The organism is Erwinia sp. STN24 (genome assembly GCF_041320675.1).
GTDB classification, from domain to species: Bacteria; Pseudomonadota; Gammaproteobacteria; order Enterobacterales; family Enterobacteriaceae; genus Erwinia; species Erwinia aeris.
Genome location: NZ_JBGGPM010000001.1, coordinates 425,780 through 447,468 on the forward strand (window position 1 = coordinate 425,780; position 21,689 = coordinate 447,468).

The following is a 21,689-nucleotide window of genomic DNA, read 5'->3' on the forward strand; positions in this document are numbered from 1 at the left end:
GAAAATAAAAGCCGCCTGTTTTGTGAAGAAGCATCCTCATTGCAACGAGGAACGATAAATTACTTTTGCAAATCACTATTATGGTTAATATATTACAGGTGACTTTAGGGTGACATCACGGTTTTATCCTCTGTCCTGAGGAAAATTTTTTATCGTGACGTGGGAAAGTATATTGACGCAAACGCTTGAGGTCCATTCAGGGATTGACAGAATTATTGGAAAAAAGGAACAACCGGCATGACAACACACGGCGACAATATTTTGCAGACAGGCGGCGATCCTCGCGCGCTGGCGGAATTTTCCGCCCTGCGGCAGGAAATCGCCTTGCTCAATCAGCCTGGCGAGTCAGGCCCGGACTGGCAGCGCGTGGAGGCGCTCGCGATCGCGCTTTTTCGGGCGAACGGCATGGATTTGCAAAGCGTGGCCTGGTATACGCTGGCCAGGGCGCACAGCGCCGGGCTGCCGGGATTGTGCGAAGGGTTTGAAATCATTACGGCAATGATGAAACATCAGTGGCCGACGCTCTGGCCGCAGCCGCTTTCCGCCCGGCTGGCGATTGTGACCTGGCTGAGCGCCGGGATGCAACAACGGCTTAAGGAGCTTCAGCCGGAAGCGAGCGATCTCGATCTGCTTTACCGACTGCAGGCGCAGCTGGAACAAAATGTCAACACGCTTGAGGTGCTGGCCTACAAGCATCTGAGCCAGCTTGATCGCCTGAATATCCAAATCAGCGAGCTTATAGCGCAGCTTACCGTGCCGGAACGCCAGCTCAAAACTGACCGGACCATGCTGACGAGGGCGACCCTGGCGCGGGCCGGCCGTAGCGATGAGTTCACGCCGCTGGTTTACGTGCCGGGTGATATGACCAGCTCTGGCGCGCTCACGGTCAGTTTTAGTTTTTGGGAGCGTAGCCGGGGCTTTTTTGCCGGCATGGTTGTCGCCTGCCTGCTGTGCGCTTTAGGCTCGTGGGCTTTGCAGCTGATGCAGCCCGAGCCGGATAAAGCGCAGCGGATTGCTCTGCTGGCCCGCCAGGTTACGCCAGAGCTGGGCGGCCAGGATAAAAACTGGCAGGAGGCCGTTATGCTGGCCGCGCTGCCCAGGGAGCAGCTGGTGCTGTGGCATACGGCGCGGTTGAGATTAAAAAAAATGCTGGCGCTGGTGAAGGTGCCGGAGGAGCAGCGCGCTGGCTGTCTTACCTATACGGAATTCGAGGCTCAGCTGGTCACTCTTCGGCAGCCTCTGGAAGCGATGCAGCCCGCAGAGGAGCTGTTGCGTCAGCTTGAGTCGAATCCGCTATCGCCGGTATTAAGAGGGAAAATAGAGAATCGCTTAAAACAGCTGCTGGCGCGCTACGCGCTTATTCTTCAGTCTGCCAGTAAAGACGCTTCGGAGAATAATAAATAATAGCCTGCGCGCTTCTTTTTAAACGAATGACGTTTTCCTGAAATAGTATAAAGAAGATGGGCGGAATATGTGTTCTGTTTCTTAACGGAGCTTTTCATCGTTATAGCCAGGCTCGTAAAAAGACCCGCTTGTTTTACCAGTCGTTTTTCAAAAATAACCCTGTGGTATTTTATCAGGTTCATTTTTACTGCGCGCTTCTGTTTCCCCCAGAGATGGGGTGTAGGTTATTTTTTACAGGGGATAAGTAGCGCCAGCAAATAAACAGGGTGGATAAGAAGCGAATTTACAGGGCATGTAACGGGCAGGGCACTGTCGTTGTATTAGCGCGCCAGCAGCCTTTATCTGGCGCGCTCATGGCTGGCTCCTTTATTCGATAAAGGGGCCGCTGATTATTTAGCGCATTTACCGCACTGATTTTGCGCAATCAGCGTGAAAAAGTCGTTGCCTTTATCATCGACCAGGATAAACGCCGGGAAGTTTTCCACCTCAATCTTCCATACCGCTTCCATACCCAGCTCCGGGTATTCCACGCACTCCAGGCTCTTGATACTCTGCTGCGCCAGCACCGCCGCCGGGCCGCCGATACTGCCCAGGTAAAAGCCACCGTGTTCGCGACAGGCGTCGGTCACCTGCTGGCTGCGGTTGCCTTTCGCCAGCATAATCAGGCTGCCGCCGTTGGCCTGTAAACGATCGACATAAGAATCCATTCGTCCGGCGGTTGTCGGGCCAAGCGAGCCGGAAGCATAGCCTTCGGGGGTTTTGGCCGGGCCGGCGTAGTAAACGGGGTGATCTTTCAGGTACTGCGGTAAACCTTCGCCTCTTTCCAGCCGTTCGGCGAACTTCGCATGGGCGATATCGCGCGCTACGATAATGGTACCGCTCAGCGAAAGCCGGGTGGAAACCGGGAAGCGCGACAGCTGCGCCAGCACCTCTTCCATCGGCCGGTTGAGGTTAATCTGATGCACCTCGCCTTCGCCCTGCTGGCGCAGTTCGGCCGGAATATAGCGTCCCGGATTATCCTCCAGCTTTTCAATCCAGATGCCGTCACGGTTGATTTTCGCTTTGATATTGCGGTCGGCGGAGCAGGAAACGCCCATGCCGACCGGGCAGGAAGCGCCGTGGCGCGGCAGGCGGATCACCCGAATATCGTGGGCGAAGTATTTGCCGCCGAACTGGGCGCCCAGCCCAAGCTTCTGCGCGGCCGCCAGCAGCGCCTGCTCCAGCTCGCGATCGCGGAACGCCTGGCCATGCTCATTGCCTTCAAACGGCAGGCCGTCATAGTAGTGCGTTGAGGCCAGCTTAACGGTTTTCAGGGTGCTTTCGGCCGAGGTGCCGCCGATCACAAAGGCGATATGGTAAGGCGGGCAGGCCGCCGTGCCCAGCGTGCGCATTTTCTCGGTCAGCCAGGCCTCCAGCCTGCCGGGGTTGAGCAGGGCGCGCGTCTCCTGCCACAGGTAGGTTTTGTTGGCGGAGCCGCCGCCTTTAGCCATGCAGAGAAATTTATACTCATCGCCGTCCACGCTGTAGAGGTCGATCTGCGCAGGCAGGTTAGTACCGGTATTAATCTCGCGATACATATCCAGCGCGACGTTCTGCGAGTAGCGCAGATTATCCTGGCTGTAGGTGTTGTAAACGCCCTGCGACAGCGCCGCTTCATCGCCGCCGCCGGTCCAGACGCGCTGGCCTTTTTTGCCCATAATAATGGCCGTGCCGGTATCCTGGCAGGTTGGCAGCACGCCTTTCGCCGCGATCTCGGAGTTTCTTAAAAATTGCAGCGCCACATACTTGTCGTTCTCGCTGGCCTCCGGATCGCTCAGAATGGCGGCGACCTGGCGCTGATGTGCGGGACGCAGCATAAAAGCGGCATCGTGAAACGCCTGCTGCGCCAGCAAAGTCAGCGCTTCCGGCTCGACTTTCAGCACTTCCTGACCGGCGAATTCGCTGACGGAAACGTGATCGCTGCTCAGCAGATAGTATTCGGTTTCGTCAGGGGCGAGAGGAAAAGGGTTCTGATAGACGAAAGGTTTGTTTGACATTTTGCTCACCTGGTAAGCCGTAGCGTGCGCCACGGCAAGGAAAGAGGCCGGGGCCGGAAAAGGCCCGTCAGCCTGGTTTTTTTACGGTCAGAACATCATGACCATCCACGGATAGGCAATCAGCATCATGCCGCCGAGGAAAATCGCGCCGAAAATAGTGCCAAGCCGCCAGTAGTCTTTGGTCGGCAGATAGCCGCTGCCGTAGTAGATTGGGCTGGGGCCGGTGCCGTATGGGGTGATAATCCCCATCACGCCGAGCGAGGTCACCATCATCAGGCAGTAGACCGGCATATTGATGCCCGGAATGGCGGCAGCGATGGTCAGCATGGCCGGCAGCAGCGCGGTGGTATGAGCGGTGGTGCTGGCAAAAAGGTAGTGCAGCAGGAAGAAGGCCACCAGCAGCATCACGGCCGCCACTTGCGGATCGATGCCGGTCAGCAGCTGGCCGCCTTCTTTGCCCAGCCAGGCGATAAAGCCGACGCGCGCCAGGCCATCCGCCAGCGCCACCAGCGTGGCGAACCAGGCGAAGGTGTTCCAGGCCGGTTTATTGCTGGTGATATCGTTCCAGTTCAGTACGCCCGTCCACAACATCAGCACCACGACCAGCAGCGCCGCCATGGCCGGTTCAATCCAGCTGGTGGCGAAAATCCACATCAGCAGCGCGCAGCAGACAAACAGCAGCAGCAGCATTTCGTTGCGCGACAGCTTGCCCAGTTTTTCCAGCTCGCTTTTTGCCCAGCGCGGCACCTCGTCGTTGATCTTCACTTCCGGCGGATAGAACCAGTAGGCCAGTAAAGGCATGGTTAAGATCAGCAGCAGGCCCAGTGGCAGGAAGGCGAGGAACCAGTTCCCCCAGGAGATATCGAAGCCCACGATGCTTTTCACCAGCGCCAGCGCCAGCAGGTTAGGCGCGAGCGCCGACAGGAACATCGAGCTGGTAATACAGGCTGCGGTGATCGCCACCCACATTAAATAAGAACCAATTTTACGCGCGCTGGGATCGTTGGGTTTGGAACCGTACAGCGGCGGCAGGTTAGCGATAATCGGGTAGATAGTCCCGCCGCTGCGCGCCGTGTTGGACGGGGTGAAAGGCGCCAGCAGCAGATCGGCGAAGGTAATGGCGTAGCCCAGCGTCAGGCTGCGTCGCCCCAGATACTTCACCAGGATCAGCGCCAGACGGCGGCCAAACTGCGTCTTGTCATAACCCGCGGCGAACATAAACGCGCCGAAAATCAGCCAGACCGTAGAGTTGCCGAACCCGCTGACCGCCCATTTAAAGGACTGCGTGGCGGCCTGGAATTTGGGGTCGGCCAGCTCGGCCGGACTGAACAGCAGCCAGTGGCTGAACAGGGCAATGACCACCACCCCGGTCAGGCCGATCACCGCACCGGGCAACGGTTCGAAGATCAGGCCAACGATGACGCCGACGAACACCGCGAAGAAGCGCCAGGCGTAAGGCTCCAGCCCGCCGGGGACCGGCGTCAGCAGCAGCAGCACCGTGACCAGCACGGGCAGAAAAAGCATAACAAGACGTTTTTTGGTTCCCGGTGAGGCGGGCGATCCACTCGACGTTGATTTTGTTTTCATAGTGTTGATCTGCAAGTTAACAGTAATAAAAGAGATATGTCCCGGTTAATGGCTACGCCCTTTTTAAACGGGCTTATTTACCGCGACCCTGGTGACAGGATGACCTTTTTAAACATGTTTTTAACATACTATTAAGGAACTGTGAAGATAATGCAGGTCGCCCTGAATAATAATATTGATCTGGATCAATAAATATTTCCAGCCATTTTGTTCTTTTTTTTGGAAAATGCATTTTCCCTGGTTGCCTTCCCAAAATTGTTACGTGTAGAGCAGTTTACTGTTACGTTTTTATTTCCTGAAATAGCTGGTACTATTTTTATCGTATTGATTTTATTGTTTTTATTTTTAGGTGGCAATTGGAATTTGCTTTTAGTTAACTAATAAGTAACAATCAGAGCGGTGACGGCGTGACATAATGCGGTAATTGTTTCTGGTAATTTAAAAAGTTTAATAACTAAATTAACCGATTTAATAAATCCAGAATTGATATATTTATTGCATAAAGCAGAGCCCGTTAATTAAGCGAAAACGTTTCTTATGTAACACGGTTCAAAAATTTAAATTTTGGAGTCGATAATAATGAACACGCTCACCCCGATCCTTAATCCGCTGACGCTGCCGAATGGCGCCGTATTAAAAAACCGTCTGGTAATGGCGCCAATGACCACCTGTACGGGATTCTACGACGGCACCGTCACCAGTGAACTGGTAGAGTATTATCGCGAACGTGCCGGCAGCCTGGGCGCGGTGATCGTGGAGTGCTGTTTTATCGATCCCAAAGGGCCGGCATTTCCCGGCGCGATAGGCATTGACAGCGATAACAAAATCGCGGGCCTGGCGCGGATAGCAAGCGCGATCAAATCCAAAGGCTCGCAGGCTATTCTGCAAATTTATCACGGCGGCAGGATGGTGGAGCCGGAGCTGATCGGCGGCAGAACGCCGGTTGCGCCCAGCGCCATCGCCGCGCCGCGTGAAGGCGCCACCACGCCGCAGGCGCTGACCGGCGAAGAAGTTGAGGTGATGATCACCAAATTCGGTGACGCGGTGAACCGCGCCATCAAGGCCGGCTTCGACGGCGTGGAGCTGCACGGCGCGAACACCTACCTGATCCAGCAGTTCTATTCGCCCAATTCCAACCAGCGCGACGACCAGTGGGGCGGCAGCCGCGATAACCGCACGCGCTTCCCGCTGGCGGTGCTGGATATCACGCATAAAATGGCCGAACGCTTCGCGGACGATACCTTTATCATCGGCTATCGTTTCTCGCCGGAAGAGCTGGAAGTCCCCGGTATTCGCTTTGACGACACGATGTATCTGCTGGAAAAACTCGCCGAGCGCGGGCTGGACTACGTGCATTTTTCCGTAGGGCAGCTGCTGCGGCCTTCTATCGTCGACACCCAGGATCCCACGCCGCTGATTACCAAATTCCGCGCTATGCGCTCCGAAACGCTGGCAAAAATTCCGGTGATCGGCGTCGGCGGCGTGGTGAATAAAGCCGATGCCGAAAGCGGGCTGGAGCACGGTTTCGATCTGGTGGCAATCGGCAAAGCCTGCATCGCCTATCCTGACTGGGCCGATCGCATTATTCACAACGACCATCTGGAACTCTATATCGACAGCAACCGGCGCGAGGCGCTGAAAATCCCTGAGCCGCTATGGCGCTTCTCGCTGGTGGATGCGATGATCCGCGATATGAGCGCGGCCGGCCGCAAATATAAAGCGGGCGTTTATCAGGAAAAAGTCGAGGCGGAGGCGCTGAAGCTAAAAATCAACGTCGCGCTGGATACCGATCGCATAACCGATATCACGCTGGTGCCGGACGATACGCTCGACGTCGATTTCACCACCACTTTCGAAAGCCTGCGCAACCGCATTCTGGTTGCTAACAGCCCGAATGTGGATGCGATTACCGGCGCCACCACCCAAAGTGAAGCCCTGAAAAAAGCGGTTTCGCGGGCGCTCGCTACCTCCAGCAAAGAGCATGTAATAGAAGAGGGCGGCAATCCGCAGGCGCCGCAAAACTACGACGTGGTGGTTATCGGCAGCGGCGGCGCGGGCCTGGCGGCGGCTATCCAGGCGCATGACGAAGGCGCGCGCGTGGCCATTATCGAAAAAATGCCGACCATCGGCGGCAATACCATCAAGGCCTCGGTAGGCATGAACGCGGCGGAAACGCGCTTCCAGAAGCTGAAAGGCATCAAGGACAGCAAAACGCTGTTCTATGAAGAAACCCTGAAAGGCGGCCATTTCAAAAACAATCCCGTGCTGTTGAAAGAGTTTGTGGAGCTGGCGCCTGAGGCTATCGAATGGCTGGCGGCGAAAGGCATTGAGCTGAACGATATCACCATCACCGGCGGCATGAGCATCGACCGCACCCATCGTCCGGCAGACCGCTCGGCAGTAGGGGGCTTTCTGATCAGCGGCCTGGTGAAAAACATTAACCAGCGCAATATCGAGGTGCTGCTGGAAACCTCGGTGGAAGAGATCATTTATACCGACGGCAGGGTCAGCGGCGTGAAGGTGGTCGATGAATATTATGACAGCCGCATTCTTAACGCCCGCAGCGTCATCGTTGCCACCGGCGGCTTCAGCGCCAACCGCGAGATGGTCACCCATTACCGGCCGGAGCTGGACGGCTTTGTCACCACTAACCATAAGGGCGCGACCGGCAGCGGTATCGCGCTGCTGCAAAAACTTGGCGCGGGCACGGTGGATATGGGCGAAATCCAAATCCATCCAACGGTAGAGCAAACCACCTCCTATCTGATCTCCGAATCGATTCGCGGCGGCGGCGCCATTCTGGTCAGCCAGGCCGGACACCGTTTCTGCAACGAGATGGCGACCCGCGATAAAGTGTCGGCGGATATTATCGCGCTGCCGGAGAAAAGCGCCTGGGTGATTTTTGACGAACAGGTCAGGCTGAACAACAAGGCGGCCGACGAATACCTTGCCAAAGGCTTTGTGGTCAGCGCGTCTTCGCCGCAGGAGCTGGCGATCAAGCTCAATATGGATCTGCACGCGCTGCTGGCGACGCTGGAGCGCTACAACCTGTTTGTCGAGCGCCAGCAGGATGAGGATTTCGGTCGTCAGACCGCGATGCGCCATCCGCTGAGCCAGGGGCCGTTTTACGCCATCCGCATCGCGCCCGGCGTGCACCATACGATGGGCGGCGTCACCATCAACAGCGATACCGCCGTGCTGGATGAGCAGCAGCAGGTTATTGCCGGGGCATGGGCGGCGGGTGAAGTCGTCGGCGGCATTCACGGCGGTAACCGTATCGGCGGCAACGCTATTGCCGATATCATTATCTTCGGCACGCTGGCCGGACGTCACGCGGCTGATTTCGCCCTGCATCATTAACACACCGGAGAGCCACGATGCCAGCTGACGCGCGACTTTACGCTTACTCTGCGGTGCTGATGGGCTCGCCCATCCTGCTGAAGCTGGCGGAGCACGACGAAAAGCTGGCGGGCGACGTGTTCCGCCTGATCCGCCAGCAGGAAAATCTGTTTACCGTGAATCGTGCCGGTTCGCAGCTGATGGCGATGAACGCGGCGGCGGGCAGCCATCCCGTTGCGGTCAGCGCGCCGGTGTTTGCGCTGATCAAACGCGCCAGGGAAGTGAGCCTCCTGGCCGGAAGCTGTTTCAACTTCGCTATCGGGCCGCTGGTCAAGCGCTGGAAAATCGGTTTTCAGGGCGACAGCGTGCCGCCCGCGCACGAGCTACAGGCGCTGCTGGCATTAACCGATCCCGCCCGCGTGCAGCTGGACGAGCAGCAGCAGACGGTGTTTCTGCCGCAGCCCGGCATGGAGATCGATCTGGGCGCGATAGCCAAAGGCTATATCGCCGACGTGGTCAGGGATTTTCTGCATCAGCGCGGCTGCTTCTGCGGGCTGATCAATCTTGGCGGCAACCTGCAAACGCTTGATGCACCCGCAGGCGAAACGGCATGGGCGATAGGCGTGCAGCTGCCTTTTGGCGAGCCGGGCGCGCTGATCGGCAGCGTCGCCGTCAGCAATAAATCGGTGGTGACGTCGGGCGTGTATGAGCGCTACTTCGAGCTGAACGGCCGCCTCTATCACCATATCCTCAATCCGCAAACCGGTTATCCGCTGGACAACGAGCTGCTCGGCGTAACGGTCATTTCTGACCGTTCGCTCGACGGCGATATTTTTACCACGCTGCTGTATGGCTTGGGCGTAGAACAGAGCCTTGTTTTCCTGAAGGATTATCCGCAGATCGAGGCCATTTTCGTGACGCGAGAGCAGCAGGTAGTGCTGGCAACCCAACAGCCTTTCCGGCTGCTGGACGAGCGCTGGCGGGTTATTGACAGTACTGTTTAAGCAGCTCGCTGTATTCGGCCTGTAGCCGATAGCGGTAGACCGGCCTGCCGGTTGCGCCATAGTGGATGCTGGTAAAGAGTATATGGCACTGCGCCAGCCAGATCAGGTATTTGCGGCAGGAGACGCGGGAGATGTTGACCGCTGCGGCCAGCTCGTCGGTAGAGAACTCTTCCGCCGGATGCGCGTCAATCCACTGGCAGAGCGTGCGCAGCGTCTGCGGCGTCAGGCCTTTCGGCAGGCGTTTGCCTTCGGCTGGCGCATCCCTGTCGCCGTGGAGCAGCCGATCCACATCGGCCTGCTGATACCAGGGCTGGCTGTCCATCAGCGTCTTGCGGCGACGCCAGCCGGTCAGCGCCTCTTCAAAACGCGAGAACTGGAAAGGCTTGATCAGATAGTCCACCACGCCGTAGTGCAGCGATTGCCTGACGGTATCGGCATCGGCGGCGGAAGAGATCACAATTACATCCACCGCCTGCTTCGCCTGGCGCAGCGCGGGCAGCAGATCCAGCCCGCTCTCCTGCTGCAAATAGATATCCAGCAGAATCAAATCAATGCCGCCATGCAGCGCCATCTCCTTTGCCTGTTGCAGGGTCGAGGCTATGCCCACGCAGTGAAATCCTTCCAGCTGGCCGATATAGCAGCGGTTCAACTCGGCGACCATGGCGTCATCATCGACGACTAACACGTTAATCATGCGCTTTTGTTTCCTCTATCCCAGGGCAGTTGGACTAAAAATTGCGTATAAACGCCGGGTTCGGACTCTACAATAATTTTTCCGCCAAGGCTTTCGGTTTGTTGTTTGACGAGGAACAAGCCCATGCCCCGATCGTCTCCTTTGCTGGAAACGCCTTTCTCAAAGATAGCATCTGGTTCCGGGATGCCCGGCCCGTCATCGCTGACCTCGCAGGCCAGCCAGCCGTTCTGATAGTGCAGCAGCACGCTGATTTCGCCGCCGGGCTGGCCGTCTGCGGCCTCCAGCGCGTTCTCAATCAGGTTGCCCAGAATGGTGATCAGCGCGGCGGACTGCGTTTCGCTGCCGCAGTCCGGCAGCAGGCTGTCCTCGCTGACGATCAGCCGGTGGCCGCGATCGGTCGCGCGTTCGATCTTGCTTAACAGAAAGCCCGCAATCACCGGCGATTTAATTTTCATCAGCAGCGAGCCAATCTCTGTCTGATAGCCGTTGGCGGTTTTCAGGATATAGCTTTCCAGCTGCTGGTAGTTTTTCATATGCAGCAGGCCGAGGATCACATGCAGCTTGTTCATAAATTCATGCGAGCGCTCGCGTAGCGCGTCAACATAGTTGACCAGGCCGTCCAGCCGCTGCACCAGCTGGCTGACCTCGGTTTTATCCCTGAAGGTACAGACCGCGCCGATAATCATGCCCTTGCTGCGCACCGGCATGGTATTGCTGAGCAGCACGCGCCCCTTGAAATGCAGCTCTCTGTCGCGCTGCGGCACGCCGCTTTGCACCACTTCGCGCAGGTTGGCGATGAGCGGGCCGGGCGCTTCGTCCTGCGGATGGCGCGCTTCGGTAAAAAGCTGCTGCGCGGCGCGGTTGATCAGCGTGACCTGTACGCGATCGTCCACCGCAATAACGCCTTCCTTAATCGATTGCAGCATCGCCTGGCGCTGCTCATACAGCATCGAAATCTCGTAAGGCTCCAGACCGGAGAGCACGCGGCGGGAGGCCCGCACCAGGCACCAGGTGCCGATAGCGCCCGCCAGCACGCCGAACAGTGCCGTCCACAGTACCGACCAGCGGGTACGCGCGATCTGCTGCGCGACCTCGCTCAACGAGATACCTACCGCCACCACGCCAATCTGCCGCTGCCGGGCGTCGTAAATCGGCGTAAATACGCGTAGCGCCTGCGCCAGCTGGCCGCGATTGATCGACACGTTTTCCTTACCCGCCAGCGCCGGCTGCAAATCCTCGCCGATGAAAGGGCGGTTGATGGCGGTTTTATCAGGGTGAGAATAGCGGATACCGCGCATATCGGTGACCACGACAAACAGCAAATGGTTGCTTTCCTGTACCGCCTGAGTAAGCGGCTGAATAATGTTGCGATCGGCGGGCAGCAGCAGGCCGCGCTGTACTTCGGCAGAATCGGCCAGGGTACGCGCCACCGCCAGCGCTTTATCCTTAACGCCGGTGCGGGTGATATGGCTTATCTGGAAAAAATAGAACAGATGAACGATCAGCAAAACCACGGCGAGCACCGCGCCGACCATCAGGCTGACGGAGGTGCTGAGCTTCAGCGGACGTTTACGGGACGGGTTACTCATGATCGCTCCATGACTGGCGGGACGAAACGGGCTGGCGAAGGATTACTATAGCGGACGACGCCGGCAGGAAAAAGCGGACGGCCCGTCGCCGGAGCGCCATCAGGCGACAGCGCCTGAGGTCATCTGGCGCGGCGCCCGCCGTGCTTCTGCCGCTATTTCTTCGCGCAGCAGGGCAATCAGTTCGCGCAGGCCCTGCGGCACGCGCCGATGGCCCGGATAGTAGAGGCATAGCGCAGGTTCGACGGGCGACCAGTCGGGCAATACCACGTGCAGAGCGCCGTTCAGCAACGGCTCTTTTACGCGGTCTTCCAGACAGTAAGCGATACCCGTTCCGGCAAGCGCCAGCTCCAGCGCCAGCGTGGTTTCGCTGACGCAAATTTGTCCCGGCACGTCGATCACGCGGTAGTCGTTGCCCTGACGAAACTCCCACTTATAGATCACGCCCTGGCCGGTGCGCATACGGATACAGGAATGCGCGCGAAGATCTTCAGGCTCCAGCAGCGGCGGGCGGTGATAAAGATAGCGCGGCGCAGCGACGGCAACCCATTTCAGATCCGCGCCCAGCTTTACGGCGACTAAGTCTTCCGGCACGGTGCCGCCAAAACGGATACCGGCGTCGAAGCCTTCCGCCACGATATCCACCATGCGATCGTCCACGCAGACTTCCACCTCAACCTCCGGATACTTGCTGAGGAACTTTGGCAGATAGCGGCCCACAATCAGTCGCGCACCGTCGCTCAGCACATTCAGGCGCAGACGGCCTGCCGGACGATCGCGCAGGCGATTTACCTCATCCAGCGCGTCGCCGATCTCCTGAAAACCGACGTTCAGCCGCCGCGCCAGGCTGGCGCCCGCTTCGGTAGGGGCAACGGTGCGGCTGGTGCGGTTCAGCAGCCGCACGCCCAGCCGCGTTTCCAGATTGCGAATAGCGTGGCTGAGCGCGGAGGTAGTAATGCCCAGCTCTACGGCGGCTTTGGTAAAGCTGCGCAGGCGTTCTACCATGCGAAAAGCGTTCAGATCGGCGAGATCGCTGCGTGACAGCGCGGCTGTGGGTTTAACGGGCATGGGGCATCCAATAGATGAGCCAGATTCAATGCTGCATGGAAAGCTATTGCATCCTGGCGGCTTTAAAGAGTGCTAAGTTTAATGACATTCACTAATTGGAAGCAACCGCCGTGGTTGATTTTACTGAGGAAGATTTATGCATCGGCAGACTGACACGATAAGGATCGTAATGCCGCAGTGGCAGGGCGGCACTTTTCCCATCTACAAGCTTGGCGCAGAACTGCTCGCCTGGCTTGCGCCTGAAACCGCGTCCCCCACCTTTACCGTTGCCGTGCCCGAGCCGGATCGGGAGCTGGTGGTGGAAGAGGGCATGGCAGGCCGCAGCGAGTTGAAAAAACAAATTGAGGCGGTCTGGCAAATCGTTAACGATAACCGCCCGGAAAAAATCGTCATGCTGGGCGGCGATTGCCTTGTCGATCTGGTGCCTTTTGCTTATCTGAGCCAGCGCTACGGCAAGAATACCGGTATTCTGTGGATAGATACCCATCCCGACGTGATGACACCAAAAGAGTTCACTAACGCTCATGCGCACGTGCTGGGCGCGCTGCTGGGCAATGGCGACGCAATGCTGACCGATCAGGTTCAACAGCCGATCAGGCCGGAAAACGTGATGATTGCCGGTCTCCATTCGCCAACGGATTACGAGCAAAAATTCCTGGCGGAGTGGCCGGTGCGCACCGCTTCCCCAGCGGCGCTGCGTGAGGGAAACAGGCTGATTACCGACTGGATACAGACGCAGGGCATTACCAACCTGCTTATCCATTTCGATCTGGACGTGCTGGATCCGGCGAAATTCAGCGCCGTATTGTTCGCCAAACCGGATGCGGACGCCGGAGAGTTCACGGATATTGCGCAGGGAAAACTCACCATTGAGGAGGTGCTGGCGCTGTTCAGCGAAGCCGAGGCGGCCACCAATATTGTCGGTGTTGGCATTACCGAGCATATGCCATGGGCGGCGCTGCAAATGCAGCAGATGCTGGCCCGGCTGCCGCTGCTGAAATAGTGGGCTAAGCGACGCGCCTGGCGTAAAAAGAAAAGCCGGAAGCATTCGCTCCCGGCTATTTCCTCAGGCAGGCTGTTCCTCCTGCGGCAGCGAATTTTCAAAGGTCACAAAACGGTGCGGCCCGGCCAGGCCAATACCTGTCTTTTCCAGATACTCTTTGATCCGTAGGTTAATCTCCTGCTGAATATCCATGTACTGGTTATAGTCGGAAAACTTCAGGATATGCACCACCTCAAACATAATGCGATCGGACTCGAAAGAGGCCAGATGCGCGCGGTCAAAGCGGGTTTTATCAATGCGGCCGATTACCTCTTCAATCATGGGGCCAATCTTGCGCAGCTGCTCGGCCGATGTCGCCAGCGGCACGCCAAAGCTGAAGACGATACGGCGCGTCTGCATCCTTTTATAGTTGTGGATGGTTTGCTGCAACAGGATGGCGTTGGCGCAGACAATCTGCTCGCCGCTCAGGCTGCGGATGCGCGTGGTTTTCAGCCCGATATGTTCGATAGTGCCCGCCACGTCGTTAAACACCACAAAGTCGCCGATCTCAAAAGGCTTATCAATACCGATTGAAAGAGAGGCGAAAAGGTCGCTCAGCACCGTCTGTACCGCGAGCGCGATGGCGATACCGCCGACGCCCAGGCTTGCCACCAGCGCGGTAATATTGACGCCCGCATTGGCGAGTATCGACAGGATCATCACCGACCAGACCAGCGCCCGGAACAGCAGCCCAAGAATGATGGTAGTGACGGGATTGCGGTGCGAGTCCGGGCCGAAGTTCGTCAGCGAATAGCGCAGCCAGGACTGGACGGCCTGATCCAGCCACAGCGCGATTTGCAGCGCCAGCACCAGGAACCAGGCGTGCGGGATGGTACCGCTGACCTGGCCGGGCAGCACGATAAACTGCAGGCTGAACAGAAAAGAAGCGATAAAGATCAGCGTGACCCGGGTTCTTTTCAGCACGTCCAGAAAGACGCGGTGCGCCACGCGATTTTCATGATCTTCCGCCCACGAGCCTATCCGTTTTTCCAGCAGCGAGATAACTTTGCGGATCAGGAAGAAAGTCACAGCGGTGATCACCACTACCAGCAGAATGTTACCCCAGAAGGTCACTGACGTAATCAACTTCAAATAGTTTGTATGAAAGATTTCTTTCACACGGCCTCCTTTATTCTGAATGGGTAAGAGAGTAAGTGTAGTAGAAAATTCAAAGGGATAGCTGTTTTTTGATTTCTAATTTAGATTTACAGTTAAAATGAAGCTGTACTTAAATATTTGTGGGGATTTTTTAATCTAACTTGTTGTTATAAAAGGCTGTATCGTGTTTTTGTGGTTATTATTTCAGCTTCAGGTGGCTGGGTAATAATAAGATTTTCCATTGAGTTGCTATAAAAATTAATAATTAATTTGGTGGGCCAGGCTGAGTATTTATTTTCTGGCTGATAGTTATATTCTTATCAGGAAGTTTTAGCCGTTTCTGCTGATGGAGTTGGTCGGGTTTTAACGTAATTTAACGTAAAGAGCAGGTAATAAACGAGGCAAAATGACTTCTGACATTTGCATATAGATAGCAGGAATAGTTCGTAGAGATAGTACAGGCGGAGTGGCAATGTGGAACTAAGCCTCTTTCAGCCAGGATAAAAGTCATGAGCCAACAAAGTCCGTTAACGCTTCCGGTTATCGATTTCGCTCAATTAACCGCATCGGCGCAGCAGCGTTCAGCCTTGCTCGACTCGCTTGCCCGGGCGGCACGTGAAGTCGGGTTTTTCTATCTGATCAATCATGGGATCAACCAGCCATTGATCGACAGAGTGCAGCAGGTTGCTCGCGCGTTCTTTGCTTTACCGTCGGAAGAAAAGCTCAGGGTCAAAATGGCGAATTCGCCGCATTTTCGCGGCTATAACCTTGCTGGCGTAGAGATAACCCGTAATCAGCCTGACTATCGCGAACAGTTCGATATCGGCGCGGAACGAGAGGCGCTACCCGTCTCGCCAAATATTCCGGCATGGCAAAGAATGCAGGGGCCTAACCAGTGGCCGCAGGCGCTGCCGGAACTGCAACTTGTGCTAACGCGCTGGCAGCAGGAAATGACTGAGGTTGCATTGAAACTGCTGCGCGCTTTCGCCGAGGCGCTGCAACTGCCGCAGGACGCTTTCGACGGCCTTTACGGCGCTTTCCCCAATGAACATATCAAACTGATCCGTTATCCGGGGCGCACCGACAGCGAATCGCGTCAGGGCGTGGGCGCGCATAAGGATTCCGGTTTTTTGACGCTGCTGCTGCAGGATGATAAGCCAGGTCTGGAGGTTGAGGTTCGTCCTGGCGAATGGACAGCGGCGACGCCTTTACCCGGTTCGTTTGTAGTCAATATTGGGGAGCTGCTTGAGCTGGCGACCAACGGCTATCTGCGTGCCACCGTGCACCGAGTAGTATCGCCGCAGACGGAACAGGAGCGTTTATCTGTCGCCTTTTTTCTTGGCGCCCAGCTTGACGCCGTGGTGCCGGTATATCAGCTGCCGGAAGCGCTGGCGAACCTGGCGCAGGGGCCGGACAGCGATCCGCAAAATCCGCTGCTGCGGGAGGTCGGCTGGAACTATTTAAAAGGGCGGCTGCGCTCGCATCCCGACGTGGCGCAGCGCTTCTATGCAGACTTCACTGAGCACTGTTGAGAAAGATGCGCTCCACAGGCGCATTGGCCAGTTGCCTTTGATAAGCGCTGCTGCTGCGGTTCGGCATGATGGAACAACATAACAGGGGGTAAGAAAGCTATAGGGAACCTCAGCGGAAGATGTCCGCATGCCGGAAACGGCATGCGTAAAGACGGCCGCCTGTTAATAGCCTGATGATGCAGCAGTATGAAAGGCCACGAGAAATCGGCTGCCGGATTCAGGCCCGGCAGCCGCGTTTTTATAGCTTTTCCCACGCTGGCAGGTGATTAGCTCGTTTTCGCCATTCCTGGAATGCCGCCATAATCACCCCGAAAACCAGACCGGCTATCAGCGTCGAGGTAGCGGCATAAAGCAGCGTGGCTCCTTGAGATTTCCAGAAAATAAACCACATTACTATCCCCCAGAACGGCGTATAGACGACGGCAAAGCTGAAAAAGTTCGTCCAGAATGTTGAGAAGGGCGGTGGAGGCACATGGATCCCCAACCGCCACAGAAATATATGGCACGGAGGGGCGTAGATGCTGGGCCACATCCCCCTGCCTTCCATAATCGCCATGGCACGATTTTTTCTTTTTTCGAAAACTGAGTCCCCGGTCATTTGCATACCCCCCTCTTGTTTTTCTTTTGTCTAATTATAACGGAAGGGTCAAAAAATATACTTTTTTTAAGATTTTTTAGAAAATTCTGGAAACATCATCGGAACGGGAAAAAAGTAGTTATAATCCAGCAGGTTAATTTATCTCCCCAAAGAGGGTGTCTGCGCTTTATGCGTCGGTAAAAATAAATTATTAGCCAGTAAGTTGACCTGGAAGTTGTTATTAATTAATTGGATGATCTTTATTAGGGCACTAAGTATTTGCCTGGCGCTTACCTCCAGCCAGCTTTGTCGATGTATGATCCCGGCGCAGATGACTGCGGGAAGGCAAGGCGCAAACTGTTGCCGATTCGCTTCAAAAGGGTAGAGCATGGTGTCCAGAGTGAAATCGGAAACGCCAGTGCCGATAATCTCACCATCTGCCCGCGCGTTGAGTTCCGTCAGCCGTGCGTTCTGCACAATTTGCAACTGAAGCCATTCTTTAGTGCGCACGTCGCAAAGCATCCTTTGGTTCTCAGGTTCCTTAAGCTGGTCGACATTTTCCTCATTCATTCCGGCCTGACTGCTTATCAACTGTGAGTATGCTTGTTGCTCGTCAGTGCTGATAAACAGGTTAAGTAACCTCCGCCACAGGCTGCTGTGTAGCCGCTGCTCCGCTATTTGCGCTTTCAGCGTAGCAGTTAGCTGATACCGCTTGTCTTCCCGGCAAACGTTCTGAGGCTGCATTTTTCGAAACCTCCTTTAAAAGGTTGAAATTGTTAATATAATTACCAGAGGTTATGCGGCAGAACTGCTCAGTGAAATAATGGCCTGGCGGAGAATCTGTCGGACAGGTAATTCAGCTATCTTTTATAGTTTTTTTATAAATTCCCAATATGGTTTTCAGGCTGGTTGCTAATAACCATCCTGCTGGCAGCATAAAAATATCAACTACCTTTGATCTTTCCGGTGGAAATTTTATACTACCAGGCCCGATTTTGGTATTTTTAAAAAAGTAACGATATTCGGGAAGCCGGAAATTACTTCCACAATCAGTATAAATCAGGCAAGTAGTTTTGAAAGTGAATACATTTTTCGGATAAATGTCGATTCTGGCAGGATTCATAAGTTATATCCTTTCTTCAGGACATTAATTGCATATAATTCCCGCAGACTCGTCTGATTATCGCCCATCAACTTAAATCACAACGCAATAAATGGTACCCTTGCCGCTGACGGCGAACGATCGCCGTTTTATTAATCAGTAGATTTAAGGAAATGATGTATGAGTTTTACCCTGAGCAGCCTGAAAAATATCCGTTCGCTACGTGCACAGGCGCGCAATATGGCTACAGAGGATCTTGAAGAGATACTATCAAAGCTGAAAATTATCGTGAATGAACGTCGTGAAGCCGCCAGCGCGCAGGCAGCCGAAGCCCGCGAAAAAGCGGAAAAGCTGGCAATGTACCGTGAACTGATGCTTGAAGACGGCATTTTACCGACAGAACTGGTCAATAATTTGCCGCCCGTCGCCCGTGCAAAAAAGAAGCGCGCGCCTCGTCCCGCAAAATATAAGTACCTCGACGGCAATAATGAAGTCAGATACTGGACCGGGCAGGGCCGCACGCCGACACCTGTTAAGAATGCCATTGCAAACGGTCAGTCGCTGCACGATTTCCTGATCTAATCGATCGGATATCAGGCCAATAAGGCAGAACGTCAAGGCTGCCTTATTTTGCCTTACGGCTCTTTAAGAGCAATATATCAATTACGCCGTGCAGAGTGGTCTTCTGGCGCTGAAGCGTATCTTCCTTTGATTATAAATCCCGGCCCCGCAAACCGATCGCTGCGCTAAACCACTCAGGCCCGACAGCCCCGGTTGCAGGCTGCGGTCAGCTTTTCAGGTAGAGAGCAGCGCGCGTCTAAAAGAGTCAATATGCGCGCGGGTTGCTGCCGTCACGCGCTGAATATCCCCGGAGGCCAGCGCCGCAATAATTTCATTATGCTCAGCGATAACCTCATCCATATGGCTGACGCTCGACAGCGTTGTCGCCCAGAAGCGCTGCGCCTGCGCGTGAATAACGCTCAGGATATCCGCAAGCCGTCGGTTGCCCGCAATATCCGCCAGCACCTGGTGAAACTCGCGATCCAGTAACATCATTTTCTCTCTGTTGCGCGAGCCGCCGGCAAGCCCGATCTGCTGATTCAGCTCGCGCAGCTGGTTAAGGTGCGCCTTATTTACTTTCTGGCTGGCAAGCTGCGCGCACAGCGTTTCGTTAACCAGCCGCACCTCAATCAATTCCAGCGCATCATCGATCGACAACGGGGCGACCATAACGCCCTTGCGGGGAATGATTTGTAGCAGCCCTTCGGTAGCCAGGCGGTGGATCGCCTGATTGATCGGCGTGCGCCCCATTTCCAGATCGTCCATTACCTGGGCGGTATTAAGATAATCGCCGGGCTTGTAACGCAGCGTGATCAGCCTGTGCCTGAACGCCAGGTAGGCCTGTTCGTTCAGCGACAGATATTTTTTCCGCTCGATCGGGTTCACATTTTCACCAGCTGACTCATTCATGATGCCGTTCCTGTTTAAGCCTTTGCGACATATTACACAAAAAGCTGGCATGAAAATCGCTAGTTTGAAATGCGAGTGAAATTTCACTCTAATTTCAAATGAGGGTTTTGCCATGCACCTACAGTTCATTACCGGCGACGAAGCCGCTGCCAGACTCGATGTCGACGTAACCCGGTTTGTTATTGCGGGCTGGGCAGGGCGCGATCGGGATGCCGTCCTGCACCATATTCGGGAGCTTGAAGCGTTAGGCGTGCCTGCTCCTGGTGCAGTGCCGCTTTTTTACCGCGTCGCCACTAATCAGCTCAGCCAGAACGCTTTGCTGGAAGTCGTGGGCAACGAAACATCCGGTGAAGCCGAACCTTTCGTCTTTTTTCATCGCGGAGAGTGCTGGGTTTCTCTTACCTCCGATCACACCGATCGCTATCTGGAAACCTTCAGCGTGGCGCTTTCCAAGCAGGCCTGCATCAAACCGGTGGCAAGCGGCGCGTGGCGTATGCGCGAAGTGGCGGAGCACTGGGATGCGCTGGAGCTGACTTCCTGGATAAAAGAGCAGGGCGAATGGGTGGTTTATCAACAAGGTTCGCTGTCGTCGCTGCTGACTCCACAGGAGCTGCTTACGCGCTATCTGGAGGGCGAAACGGCCGCTGACGGCCTGGCCATGTCCTGCGGCACGCTGAGCACTATCGGCGGCATCCGTCCGGCCAGCGAGTTTCGGATGGCGCTGCACGATCCGGTGCTGGGCCGCACGCTGGAGCACACTTACCGCACCGGCGCACTGCCGGTCGTTGCATAAGGAGCGCGGCTATGACGACACTCTGGCAGGCAAGTCAGCAGCTACAGGCGGGGAACGTTCAGCCTGAAACTTTCACGCAGGCGGCATTGGCTGCCGCACGCGATCCTGAAAAAGAAGGCGCGCGCGTTTTCATCACTCGTTATGAGGCGCAGGCCACGCAGCAGGCTATTGAGGCGGGAGAACGCTGGCAAGCCCGGCAATCACGTAGCCCGATCGATGGGCTTCCCATCAGCATTAAGGATCTGTTCGATGTAAAAGGCGAGGCGACGACGGCGGGTTCACGCCTGTTAAGCGATGCGCCGGTCGCCACGGCGAACGCGAGCGTGGTAGAGAAGCTCAATCGGGCTGGCGCCGCGATAGTCGGTAAGACCAATATGACCGAGTTCGCCTTCTCCGGGCTGGGCATCAATCCGCACTACGGCACGCCTGCCAACCCGTGGCGGCGCGAGGAGAAACGTATTCCCGGCGGCTCCTCTTCCGGCGCGGCGGTGGCCGTAGCGGATGGGCTGTGTCTGGGCGCTATTGGTACCGATACCGGCGGTTCCGTACGTATTCCGGCCGCGCTCTGCGGCCTGACCGGCTTTAAACCTGGAGCCAGCCGAATCGATCAGGCGGGCACGTTGCCGCTTGCGCCTTCGCTGGACAGCATTGGCGTTATTGCGCATGACGTTCGCAGCTGCTGGCTGCTTGACAGCATCATTGCCGAAAAGCCTCTTGAGATGCGGGAGTCGGATCTGCGCCACGCCCGCTTTGCCGTACCGCAAACTCGCGTTCTGGACGATCTTGATCGGGACGTAGCGCAGGCATGGCAGTACGCGCTTGATCTTCTCCGGGAAGCCGGGGCCACGCTGGTGGCCTTGCCGCTTACCGAGCTGGATGAGCTGAACAGCCTGAACGCGCGCGGCGGTATTACGGCTTATGAAGCCTGGCAGTGGCATCAGCGTACGGCTTTGGCCCGGCCCGAAGCTTACGATCCGCAGGTGCTGATGCGCCTGCAGCGCGGCAGCCAGCTGACTGAACAGGATGCCGCTGAACTTTATCAGCAGCGCGCAGCCTGGCAGCGGCGTATCAACACGGCGCTGGAAGGCTTCGACGCGCTGCTGATGCCCACCGTGCCGCAGATCGCGCCGACTATCGCTTCGCTGGACGAGCCGCAGCGTTATATGGAGATCAATGCCCTGATGCTGCGTAACACCAGCGTTATCAACATGCTGGATGGCTGCGCCATTTCCTTACCCTGTCACCCGGCCGGTCATGCGCCGGTTGGCCTCAGTCTTGCTGCCGTTCATGGCGACGATGCCCGCTTAATCAGCTGGGCTGTTGCCGTGGAAACTGCCCTTACCCGGAGATCCTGAAA

General features: G+C 56.1%; 18 protein-coding genes. 8 read left to right on the forward strand and 10 right to left on the reverse strand.

The features are described from left to right. The first annotated feature begins 237 nt into the window (after nt 1-237). Nucleotides 238-1,404 carry a type VI secretion system ImpA family N-terminal domain-containing protein gene (locus tag ACA373_RS02095; RefSeq protein WP_253454524.1) on the forward strand — a complete coding sequence of 389 codons (1,167 nt, stop codon included), beginning with the start codon at nt 238-240 and terminating at the stop codon, nt 1,402-1,404. 389 nt (nt 1,405-1,793) lie between these two features. On the opposite strand, the gene fumA is transcribed toward ACA373_RS02095, so the two are convergent. After that, on the reverse strand, nt 1,794-3,440 hold the full coding sequence (gene fumA / locus ACA373_RS02100) for a class I fumarate hydratase FumA (protein ID WP_301251750.1): 1,647 nt from the start codon (nt 3,438-3,440) through the stop codon (nt 1,794-1,796). Between the two features lie 87 nt (nt 3,441-3,527). Continuing rightward, the gene (locus ACA373_RS02105) at nt 3,528-5,027 is read right to left on the reverse strand and encodes a DASS family sodium-coupled anion symporter (protein ID WP_125289686.1); all 1,500 of its coding nucleotides are present in this window, start codon (nt 5,025-5,027) and stop codon (nt 3,528-3,530) included. Nucleotides 5,028-5,606: 579 nt separating this feature from the next. Here ACA373_RS02105 and ACA373_RS02110 point away from each other — a divergent pair. Continuing rightward, a complete protein-coding gene (locus tag ACA373_RS02110; protein WP_370733927.1) occupies nt 5,607-8,387 on the forward strand; it encodes a flavocytochrome c in 2,781 nt (926 codons plus the stop codon). 17 nt (nt 8,388-8,404) lie between these two features. Continuing rightward, nucleotides 8,405-9,370, forward strand: coding sequence for an FAD:protein FMN transferase (locus ACA373_RS02115; protein WP_370733929.1), 966 nt, complete (start codon nt 8,405-8,407; stop codon nt 9,368-9,370). On the opposite strand, the gene dcuR is transcribed toward ACA373_RS02115, so the two are convergent. The 3 genes from dcuR to ACA373_RS02130 form a co-directional block, all read right to left on the reverse strand. Continuing rightward, nucleotides 9,351-10,064 carry a two-component system response regulator DcuR gene (gene dcuR / locus ACA373_RS02120; protein ID WP_253454520.1) on the reverse strand — a complete coding sequence of 238 codons (714 nt, stop codon included), beginning with the start codon at nt 10,062-10,064 and terminating at the stop codon, nt 9,351-9,353. The two genes, ACA373_RS02115 and dcuR, sit on opposite strands and share 20 nt — an antisense overlap. Next, the gene (locus ACA373_RS02125) at nt 10,061-11,653 is read right to left on the reverse strand and encodes a sensor histidine kinase (RefSeq protein WP_301251753.1); all 1,593 of its coding nucleotides are present in this window, start codon (nt 11,651-11,653) and stop codon (nt 10,061-10,063) included. The genes dcuR and ACA373_RS02125 overlap by 4 nt, the downstream gene beginning before the upstream one ends. Nucleotides 11,654-11,752: 99 nt before the next feature. Further along, entirely contained in the window at nt 11,753-12,718 is a 966-nt protein-coding gene (locus ACA373_RS02130; RefSeq protein ID WP_253454518.1) for a LysR family transcriptional regulator, read from the reverse strand. Between the two features lie 136 nt (nt 12,719-12,854). On the opposite strand from ACA373_RS02130, the gene ACA373_RS02135 reads away from it, so the two are divergent. Further along, complete coding sequence (locus ACA373_RS02135; RefSeq protein WP_253454517.1) at nt 12,855-13,721, forward strand: arginase family protein; 867 nt, start codon at nt 12,855-12,857, stop codon at nt 13,719-13,721. Nucleotides 13,722-13,784: 63 nt separating this feature from the next. Here ACA373_RS02135 and ACA373_RS02140 read toward each other — a convergent pair whose 3' ends face one another. After that, nucleotides 13,785-14,879, reverse strand: coding sequence for a mechanosensitive ion channel family protein (locus ACA373_RS02140; RefSeq protein WP_370733930.1), 1,095 nt, complete (start codon nt 14,877-14,879; stop codon nt 13,785-13,787). Between the two features lie 488 nt (nt 14,880-15,367). Between ACA373_RS02140 and ACA373_RS02145 the strand changes: the two genes are divergently transcribed. Further along, entirely contained in the window at nt 15,368-16,390 is a 1,023-nt protein-coding gene (locus ACA373_RS02145; protein ID WP_370733931.1) for an isopenicillin N synthase family dioxygenase, read from the forward strand. 238 nt (nt 16,391-16,628) lie between these two features. Here the strand turns inward: ACA373_RS02145 and ACA373_RS02150 are convergent, their stop codons facing one another. From ACA373_RS02150 to ACA373_RS02160, 3 genes are all read right to left on the reverse strand, one after another. Beyond that, nucleotides 16,629-16,994 carry a DUF6404 family protein gene (locus tag ACA373_RS02150; protein ID WP_253454514.1) on the reverse strand — a complete coding sequence of 122 codons (366 nt, stop codon included), beginning with the start codon at nt 16,992-16,994 and terminating at the stop codon, nt 16,629-16,631. 132 nt (nt 16,995-17,126) lie between these two features. Continuing rightward, complete coding sequence (locus ACA373_RS02155) at nt 17,127-17,711, reverse strand: hypothetical protein (RefSeq protein ID WP_370733932.1); 585 nt, start codon at nt 17,709-17,711, stop codon at nt 17,127-17,129. 112 nt (nt 17,712-17,823) lie between these two features. Next, nucleotides 17,824-18,090 (reverse strand): hypothetical protein, encoded by a 267-nt coding sequence (locus ACA373_RS02160; protein WP_370733933.1) that lies wholly within the window; start codon nt 18,088-18,090, stop codon nt 17,824-17,826. Nucleotides 18,091-18,249: 159 nt separating this feature from the next. Between ACA373_RS02160 and ACA373_RS02165 the strand changes: the two genes are divergently transcribed. Continuing rightward, complete coding sequence (locus ACA373_RS02165) at nt 18,250-18,651, forward strand: H-NS family nucleoid-associated regulatory protein (protein ID WP_253454512.1); 402 nt, start codon at nt 18,250-18,252, stop codon at nt 18,649-18,651. A 213-nt stretch (nt 18,652-18,864) separates the two neighbouring features. Here ACA373_RS02165 and ACA373_RS02170 read toward each other — a convergent pair whose 3' ends face one another. Then, nucleotides 18,865-19,539 carry a GntR family transcriptional regulator gene (locus ACA373_RS02170; RefSeq protein WP_253454511.1) on the reverse strand — a complete coding sequence of 225 codons (675 nt, stop codon included), beginning with the start codon at nt 19,537-19,539 and terminating at the stop codon, nt 18,865-18,867. A 112-nt stretch (nt 19,540-19,651) separates the two neighbouring features. Between ACA373_RS02170 and ACA373_RS02175 the strand changes: the two genes are divergently transcribed. After that, nucleotides 19,652-20,332: a DUF2848 domain-containing protein gene (locus tag ACA373_RS02175; RefSeq protein WP_370733934.1), complete on the forward strand. Its 681-nt coding sequence runs from the start codon at nt 19,652-19,654 to the stop codon at nt 20,330-20,332. Nucleotides 20,333-20,343: 11 nt separating this feature from the next. After that, nucleotides 20,344-21,687, forward strand: coding sequence for an amidase (locus ACA373_RS02180; RefSeq protein WP_370733935.1), 1,344 nt, complete (start codon nt 20,344-20,346; stop codon nt 21,685-21,687). Nucleotides 21,688-21,689: the final 2 nt, after the last annotated feature.